This is a genomic window from Arthrobacter sp. 01T419 (assembly GCF_056398865.1).
On sequence record NZ_JBFTQF010000029.1, the window covers coordinates 1 to 8380 of the forward strand.

Annotated in this window: 4 protein-coding genes; 3 read left to right on the top strand and 1 reads right to left on the bottom strand. The window is 62.6% G+C overall.

The window, feature by feature from the left end; genetic code table 11:
* Positions 1-372 (bottom strand): DUF3417 domain-containing protein (locus tag AC1DLO_RS22360; RefSeq protein ID WP_476891860.1); only part of this gene is annotated, 372 nt, incomplete at its 3' end.
* A 131-nt stretch (positions 373-503) separates the two neighbouring features.
* On the opposite strand from AC1DLO_RS22360, the gene AC1DLO_RS22365 reads away from it, so the two are divergent.
* From AC1DLO_RS22365 to AC1DLO_RS22375, 3 genes are read left to right on the top strand one after another with little or no spacing between them, the layout of a single operon-like run.
* Positions 504-2582 carry an alpha-1,4-glucan--maltose-1-phosphate maltosyltransferase gene (locus AC1DLO_RS22365; RefSeq protein WP_476891861.1) on the top strand — a complete coding sequence of 693 codons (2079 nt, stop codon included), beginning with the start codon at positions 504-506 and terminating at the stop codon, positions 2580-2582.
* Between the two features lie 5 nt (positions 2583-2587).
* Entirely contained in the window at positions 2588-4384 is a 1797-nt protein-coding gene (gene treS / locus AC1DLO_RS22370; protein ID WP_476891862.1) for a maltose alpha-D-glucosyltransferase, read from the top strand.
* 1 nt (position 4385) lies between these two features.
* On the top strand, positions 4386-8060 hold the full coding sequence (locus tag AC1DLO_RS22375) for a 1,4-alpha-glucan branching enzyme (RefSeq protein WP_476891863.1): 3675 nt from the start codon (positions 4386-4388) through the stop codon (positions 8058-8060).
* Positions 8061-8380: the final 320 nt, after the last annotated feature.

The following is an 8380-nucleotide window of genomic DNA, read 5'->3' on the forward strand; positions in this document are numbered from 1 at the left end:
GGAATACTGCGGAAGCACCTCCGTGATGCCGAACTCAGGGGAGAAATACGCAATGCACGCCGGAGCGTCCGGACCCAGGCCCTGGTACCACCGCGGCTCACTCAGGTACCGGTCAAGATCCGCAGCGGCATGCTGGACACGCTCGACAAGATCGTTGTTGGAGGCAAGTTGATATAGCTGCTCACGGCCTATTGACCCGAGAAGGCTAATGGGATCGTGACCGCTTTCCTCCCACAATTCGTGGTCGAGGCTTGCGAAGAGTTCGCGGGTAGGCCGGTGCCAAGACCAACGCAGGTTCATTGCAAGACGCGCCAGTGGCCGGATCGGCTCGGGGAGCAGGGTACGGACTGTAAACCTTCGAATTGCCTTCACGAGCGCCACACTAATCCACTCGGTGGACAGCAGGAACAGCTTTCGGTTTCTTTTAGGTAAATGACACATTGCGCCGAAGAGTCTGGGGCACCTCTTAGCAAAATGTGATTTTTCTCGCTAACGTCGAGGTTGTGACCACTACCGCAACACCGCGATCCAGCTCAGCATCCAAGTCCAAGCAGAAGACCGGTATCACCGAAGGTCTCCGATTCGGCAGGTTCCCCATCACAGCTGTGCAGCCAGTGATTGAGGAAGGCCGGTTCCCGGCCAAGGCCTTGCCGGGTGAAGACCTTGTGGTAGGCGCCACGGTTTTCCGAGAGGGCCACGACCAGCTTGGGGTGAGCGCTATCCTCCTGGACCCCAAAGGCAAGGAACGCCAGCGTGTGCGGCTCGCGCCGGCGCCGGGCGAGCGTGGCAAAGGAACCGACCGTTGGGAGGGACTGCTGACCCCGACGACGCCGGGAGCCTGGACTTTCGCGATAGAAGCCTGGCATGACCGCTACGGAACGTGGCACCACAACGCTGAAGTCAAGGTCGAAGCCGGCATCGACGTGGAGCTGATGCTTGCTGAAGGCGTCGCCCTGCTTGCGGACGCGGCCGGGGACAACACCCGTAGCGCGGCGGACAGGCGCACCCTCCGCGCTGCTTCTGAAGCCCTCGCCGATACTTCACAGACTGCCGAGGAACGCCTTGCTGCTGGTTTCAGCGCAGAGGTGGCCGCCGTCGTCGAGCGCCAGCCGATCCGGGAAATGGTGACCGTCTCGGATCAGTACCCCCTCCTGGTGGAGCGCGACCTTGCCGGCCGTGGAGCCTGGTACGAATTCTTCCCGCGGTCAGAGGGCGCCGTTTTCGATCCCGCCACCGGAACGTGGACCTCAGGCAACTTCACGACGGCGGCCGAGCGGCTCGACGCCGTCGCGGACATGGGCTTCGATGTCATCTACATGCCGCCCATCCACCCCATTGGTTTCCAGCACCGCAAGGGCCGCAACAACACCCTGACTCCCGGCCCGCAGGATCCCGGGTCGCCGTGGGCCATCGGATCCAAGGATGGCGGCCATGACGCCATCCACCCGGAGCTCGGATCGTTCGAGGACTTCGACGCGTTTGTGGCCCGCGCCAATGAGCTGGGACTCGAAGTGGCGCTGGACCTGGCGCTGCAGGCTGCCCCGGACCATCCCTGGGTGGAGTCCCACCCGGAATGGTTCACCACGCGGGTGGACGGGAGCATCGCCTATGCCGAGAACCCGCCCAAGAAGTACCAGGACATCTTCCCGCTGAACTTCGACAACGATCCCACCGGGCTGTCCAAGGAAATACTGCGGATCGTCTTCCTGTGGGTCAGCCACGGAGTGAAGATTTTCCGTGTGGACAACCCGCACACCAAACCGGTGTGGTTCTGGGAGTGGCTGATCGGCAAAGTCAACAAGAAATACCCCGACGTCGTTTTCCTCGCCGAAGCGTTTACCCGTCCCGCGATGATGCACGCCCTCGGCCGGGCCGGCTTCCAGCAGTCATACAGCTACTTCACCTGGCGGAACACCAAAACCGAACTGGAATCCTATTTCGATGAGGTCAGCCACGTAACCCCGGCATACTTCAGGCCCAACTTCTTCGTCAACACCCCGGACATCCTCACCGAATACCTCCAGTACGGCGGTCCGGCAGCGTTCCGCATTCGCGCAGCGCTGGCAGCCACAGCCAGCCCGCTGTGGGGCGTCTATGCCGGATTCGAGCTGTACGAGCATGTGGCGCGTCCGGGGGCCGAGGAATACATCGACAACGAGAAGTACGAGTTCAAGGACCGCAACTGGGATGCCGCAGCGGCATCCGGTCACAGCCTCGCCCCCTACATCACACGGCTGAATGCCATCCGGAAGGCCCACCCGGCCTTGGGTGATCTGCAGAACCTGACACTGCACCACAGCACAGATGACGCCACTATCGTGTTCTCCAAGCACAAGACCCTGCCGGACGGCAGCAAGGACACCTTGATCATTGTGGTCAACGTCGATCCGCATGGCACCAGGGAAAGCACCGTGACCCTGGACCTCGCCGCGCTTTCGCTGGATCCATCCGATTTCACGTCCAACGGGCGATTCTGGGTGGATGATTTGGTCAGCGGCGAAAGCTGGGAGTGGGGGGAGTACAACTACGTCCGACTCGACGCCCATGTAGAACCGGCACACATTCTCAACATCCGGAGGTAGCCTTAGTGAGCTTTAATCCGCAGATCCAGAGCCAGTACTTCACGCCGAAGAATACCTTCGAGCTGAACGCCCCGGGCCTTCAACATGACCCTCATTGGTATAGGAAGGCTGTTTTCTACGAGGTGCTGGTGAGGGCCTTCGCGGATGCCAACGGTGACGGATCCGGCGACTTCCACGGTTTGATCGACAAGCTCGACTATCTGCAGTGGCTTGGGGTGGACTGCTTGTGGTTGCCGCCGTTCTTCGATTCGCCCCTGCGCGACGGCGGCTACGACATTTCCGATTACACCTCCGTGTTGGACGAGTTCGGCACAATCAGCGACTTCAAACGGCTCGTGGCCGAGGCCCACGCCAGGGGTGTCAGGGTCATCATCGACCTCCCCCTGAACCACACCTCGGATCAACACCCCTGGTTCCAGGAATCACGCAAGAACCCGGACGGCCCGTTCGGCGACTTCTACGTATGGAGTGACACTGACGAGAAGTACCAGGACGCACGCATCATCTTCGTGGACACGGAAGAGTCGAACTGGACATTCGATCCCATCCGTCGGCAGTTCTTCTGGCATCGTTTCTTCAGCCACCAGCCCGACCTGAACTTCGAAAACCCCCGGGTCATCGAAGCCGTCCACGACGTTGTCCGGTTTTGGCTGGACCAGGGTATTGACGGATTCCGGGCGGATGCCATCCCATATCTCTTCGAAGAAGAGGGCACCAATTGCGAAAACCTGCCGGCTACCCACGGCTTCTTGCGGGACCTTCGCAAAATGGTGGACGAAAACTACCCTGGCCGCGTGATCATCGCTGAGGCCAACCAGCCGCCCCACGACGTCGTGGAGTACTTCGGCACGGCGGAAGAACCGGAGTGCCACATGGCGTTCCATTTTCCCATCATGCCGCGCCTGTACTACGCGCTCCGCGATCAGAAGGCCGCCCCGATCATCGAGACTTTGCGCGATACCCCTGGAATCCCGGCCGGGGCGCAATGGGGTACCTTCCTGCGCAACCACGACGAACTCACCCTGGAGATGGTCACCGCCGACGAACGTGCGGCCATGTTGGGCTGGTACGCGCCTGACCCGCGGATGCGCGCCAACATCGGTATCCGGCGGAGGCTTGCCTCGCTGCTGGACAACTCGCGCTCCGAGATCGAGCTGATCAACGCGTTGCTGCTGTCCCTGCCGGGCAGCCCCTTCCTGTACTACGGGGATGAAATCGGGATGGGGGACAACATTTGGCTTGACGATCGAGATGCCGTCCGCACACCGATGCAATGGAACCCGGACCGCAACGCGGGTTTCTCCAACGCCGACCCCGGAAAGCTCTACCTGCCGGTCATCCAATCGCTGGTCTACAACTACAGCATGGCGAACGTCGAGGCCGAAGCGGCCCACTCCGGCTCGCTCCTGCGCTGGACCCGGCAGATCCTGAGCGTCCGGAAGAACCACGCCGCGTTTGGGCTTGGTGAATTCCGGCACGTTCCAGCGGACCACGAAGTGGTCCTTGCCTATCTGCGGGAACTCCGCGAAGACAACCCGGAAGGCGAAGACGCCGAATCGATCCTGTGCGTTTTCAACCTGTCCCAGCATCCGGTGGCTACAACCTTGGATATCCCCGAATACGCGGGAAGAGGCCTAAGGGATGTCTTCGGGGGCCAGCCTTTCCCGGCGATTGGCGCTGATGGCTCATTAACCCTTACGCTCGGCAGCCACGATTTCTTCTGGCTCCGGATACGCTCGGCGGGTTCCACTGGATCCTCGCCGTACACGCAAGCCATCCCAGTGCTCTCCATCGAAGGCTGACATGAGTATCTTGGCGCCCAACACGGTCCTGGCACCCCTGCTCAAAGAATGGCTGCCCCGGCAACGCTGGTTTCCGGTCAAGGCAGGGGCATTCGATGTGGACCTCGTTGGCTCCTTCCGCCTGCGCCAGCCCGACGCCGGGATCGGCTTGGAGGTCCGGTTGCTGTCCGTCCGCTACGCCACGGCCGACGGCGGGATGCAGACTGACATCATCCAGGTGCCGCTCAGCTATCGCTCTCGTCCCGCAACCGCTTTGGCGGCTGCCTTGGTGGGCCGGGCCGACGGCGATACGCCGGTCTGGGTGTACGACGCGCCCCACGATCCCGTCTTCGTGACCGCATGGCTCGATCTCATCCAGGGTCTGGCCATGGCCGAACCTGGAGAGGGGGAATGCGCCGCGAGCGGGCATTCAGTGCCTGGCGCCCTGCGCCTGCCCAGCGCCTCAGGATCCGTGCGCGTCTCCTCCGGTGAGCAGTCCAACACTTCGGTGATAGTCGACGACGGCGAGTCGGCGGCGATCGTGAAGATCTTCCGGGTGTTGTCGATCGGTAAGAACCCTGAAGTGGAAGTCGGTGCGGCCCTGACGTCGGGAGGAACCCAGGAGGTGCCCTCCACGCTTGGCTGGATTACGGGAACATGGGAGGTAAGGACCCCTTTGGGGCGCCACGGCACAGCCTCAGCCGACCTCGCCGTGGCCCACGAATTCCTTGCGGGCGGGCAGGACGCTTGGCGCCTCGCCGTCAATGCCGCCGCATCCGGAACGGACTTTACCGCCGAGGCCCGGCAAATGGGCCAGGCGACGGCTACCGTGCATCTACGGCTCGCAGAGACCCTTGGAACGGCACGGGAACAGGTTCCGGGCCAGGACATTGCGCCCGAAGTAGCCCGGCGCGTCCGCCAGTCGTGGGCTGAAGCGGGTACCGCCGTCGGGCCCCATGAGCAGCAGCTCGAGGCGCTCCTGACGCAATTGTCCGGCAAGGAAGCCGGGACGTTGCAGCGCATCCATGGCGATCTTCACCTGGGCCAGATCCTCTTGGTCCCCGGCGCCGCGGGAGAACCGGGCCGGTGGGCGATCTTGGACTTTGAAGGCGAGCCCCTCCGGCCGATCGAACTCCGTAACATTCCCGACGTTCCCCTGCGCGACGTCGTGGGAATGTTGCGGTCCTTTGACTATGCGGCCGGCGCGGCCATCCGCGAGAATCCTCGTGCAGCAGTCCCGGCGACATGGGTTGACGACTGCGCGGAAGCGTTTCTGGCCGGCTACAGCGACATCACCCCTGGAACCATTGACCGCGGCTCGCCGCTCTTTGTGGCATTGTGGCTGGACAAGGCCTTGTACGAGGTGATCTACGAGATGCGGAACAGGCCGGATTGGTTGCCCATTCCGGTCAACGCCTCGCGGCAGCTCCTCGGCAATACGAGCCCCGGCACGGACGCCGTGGCGACATCGGAAGGTAAGGAAATGACAGGCTCAGCACGTACCGAACGGCCCCGAGTCCCGCTGTATGTGGACGCCGCTACCCTGGGCCGGGTGGCTGCCGGTGCGCACCACGCCCCGCACTCGGTGCTCGGCGCGCACCTTGACGACCACGGTCACGTCACAATCCGTACGGTCAAACATCTCGCCGAGTCCGTCACGGTAGTCACCGAGGCCGGTTCCACGCCGATGATCCACGAGACCGACGGCGTCTGGGTGGCGGTCCTCGAGCCGCTGCAGCACGGCCACGTGCCGGACTACCGCCTGGAAGTGGTGTATGGCGATTCTGCCCCGGTGACCATCAACGATCCCTACCACTACCTTCCAACAGTCGGCGAGGTGGATCTGCACCTCATCGGAGAAGGCCGGCATGAACGGCTTTGGGACACGCTCGGCTCGCACGTCCAGCACTACCGCTCCCCACTAGGTGACGTGGACGGTGTCTCCTTTGCCGTCTGGGCGCCCAACGCGCAGGCGGTCCGCGTCAAGGGCGAGTTCAACTCTTGGGACGGGCGTGAACACGCCCTGCGCTCACTGGGCTCTTCCGGTGTCTGGGAAGTCTTCATTCCGGGCGTTGTAGCAGGGGCGCGCTACAAATTCGAACTGCTCACGAAGGCCGGCCATTGGGTGGAAAAAGCCGATCCTCTCGCCTTCGGCACCGAAGTGCCACCCTTGACGGCATCACGCGTTGTTGAGTCCAGCTACCGCTTCAAGGACGACGCCTGGATGACGGCGCGCGCCCTCAAGGATCCGCACAACTCGCCCATGAGCGTCTACGAAGTCCATCTCGGTTCCTGGCGCCTCGGCCTCGGGTACAAGGAGCTGGCCAAGGACCTCGTGGAATATGTGAAATGGCTTGGCTTCACCCACGTGGAGTTCATGCCAGTGGCCGAGCACCCCTTTGGCGGTTCGTGGGGCTACCAAGTCACTTCCTACTTTGCTCCGACCTCGCGCTTCGGGCATCCGGACGAGTTCCGTTTCCTGGTCGATTCCCTGCACCAAGCAGGCATCGGCGTCATCCTGGACTGGGTTCCGGCGCACTTCCCGAAGGACTCATGGGCTCTTGCGCGTTTCGATGGCGAACCACTATACGAGCACTCGGACCCCCGGCTTGGCGAACACCCGGACTGGGGCACGCTCATTTTTGACTTCGGTCGAACCGAGGTACGCAACTTCCTGGTCGCGAATGCCCTCTACTGGCTTGAGGAATTCCACATCGATGGCCTTCGCGTGGACGCCGTTGCCTCCATGCTCTACAGGGACTACTCCCGCGAGGACGGGGAGTGGTTCCCCAACGTCCACGGAGGGCGCGAGAACCTGGAAGCAATCTCCTTCCTCCAGGAAGTCAACGCCACCATTTACAAAACCCACCCGGGTGCCGTGACCATCGCCGAGGAGTCCACGGCGTTTCCCGGCGTCACCGCCCCCACCAACCACGGCGGCCTGGGTTTCGGGCTCAAGTGGAACATGGGCTGGATGCACGATTCCCTCAAGTACATCTCCGAAAACCCGGTCAACCGCCGCTGGCACCACGGTACGGTGACGTTCTCCATGGTCTACGCCTTCACGGAAAATTTCCTGCTTCCCATCAGCCACGACGAGGTAGTGCACGGCAAGGGGTCAATGCTGCGCAAGATGCCAGGGGACCGTTGGCAGCAGCTCGCCAACCTGCGGGCCTTCATGGCGTACCAATGGGCGCACCCGGGCAAGCAGCTCATCTTCATGGGCACCGAATTCGGCCAGGAGGCCGAATGGTCCGAACAGCACGGCCTCGACTGGTTCCTCGCCGACATCCCCTCGCACCGGGGGCTGCAGCTCCTCACCCGTGAGTTGAACACCTTGTACAGCTCGACGCCGGCCCTGCACGTGCGGGACAACGAGCCCGGCGGCTTCCAGTGGATCAACGGTGCGGACGCGGATCGCAACGTGCTGACCTTCATTCGTTGGGACCATGACGGCAAGCCACTGGTCTGCGCCGTGAACTTCTCCGGCGGACCGCACCAGGACTATGTCCTCGGCGTTCCTTCTGCCGGCGCTTGGCAGGAAGTACTTAACACTGACGCCGAGGTGTACGGAGGCTCGGGTGTGGTCAACAGCGGTGAGTTGGTTGCCACCGCACCCGGGGCGGAAGGACTGCCCGCTGCACTGACTGTCACCTTGCCGCCGCTGGGAGCTTCCTGGTTCACGCCTGTGGGCTAGTTGTTCTTGCTTGGCCGAGCTTCGGCCGGAGCGTGAAGGGCCCGGAAGCCTTGAGCTTCCGGGCCCTTTGCGTGGATCTTGCGGGGTACTGCTGAAGCGCAGGAAGCCGTTTGGCGGGGGTTTTGCCTCCCCGGAGAAGTGGTGGTATAGTTAGTACCCGCGCTGCTCCCCAGTGGAGATCGGTGAAGTTGACTGAGTTCCTCGTGAAAATCAAGTCAAGAACGCTGATTTGACTAGGAGGCAAGCAGCCGGTAAGTTTGGAAAGTTGCTCCGGAGCGATCCTGGACCCTTTTGTGGGTGTGGGTGGTGTCGGGTGTGTC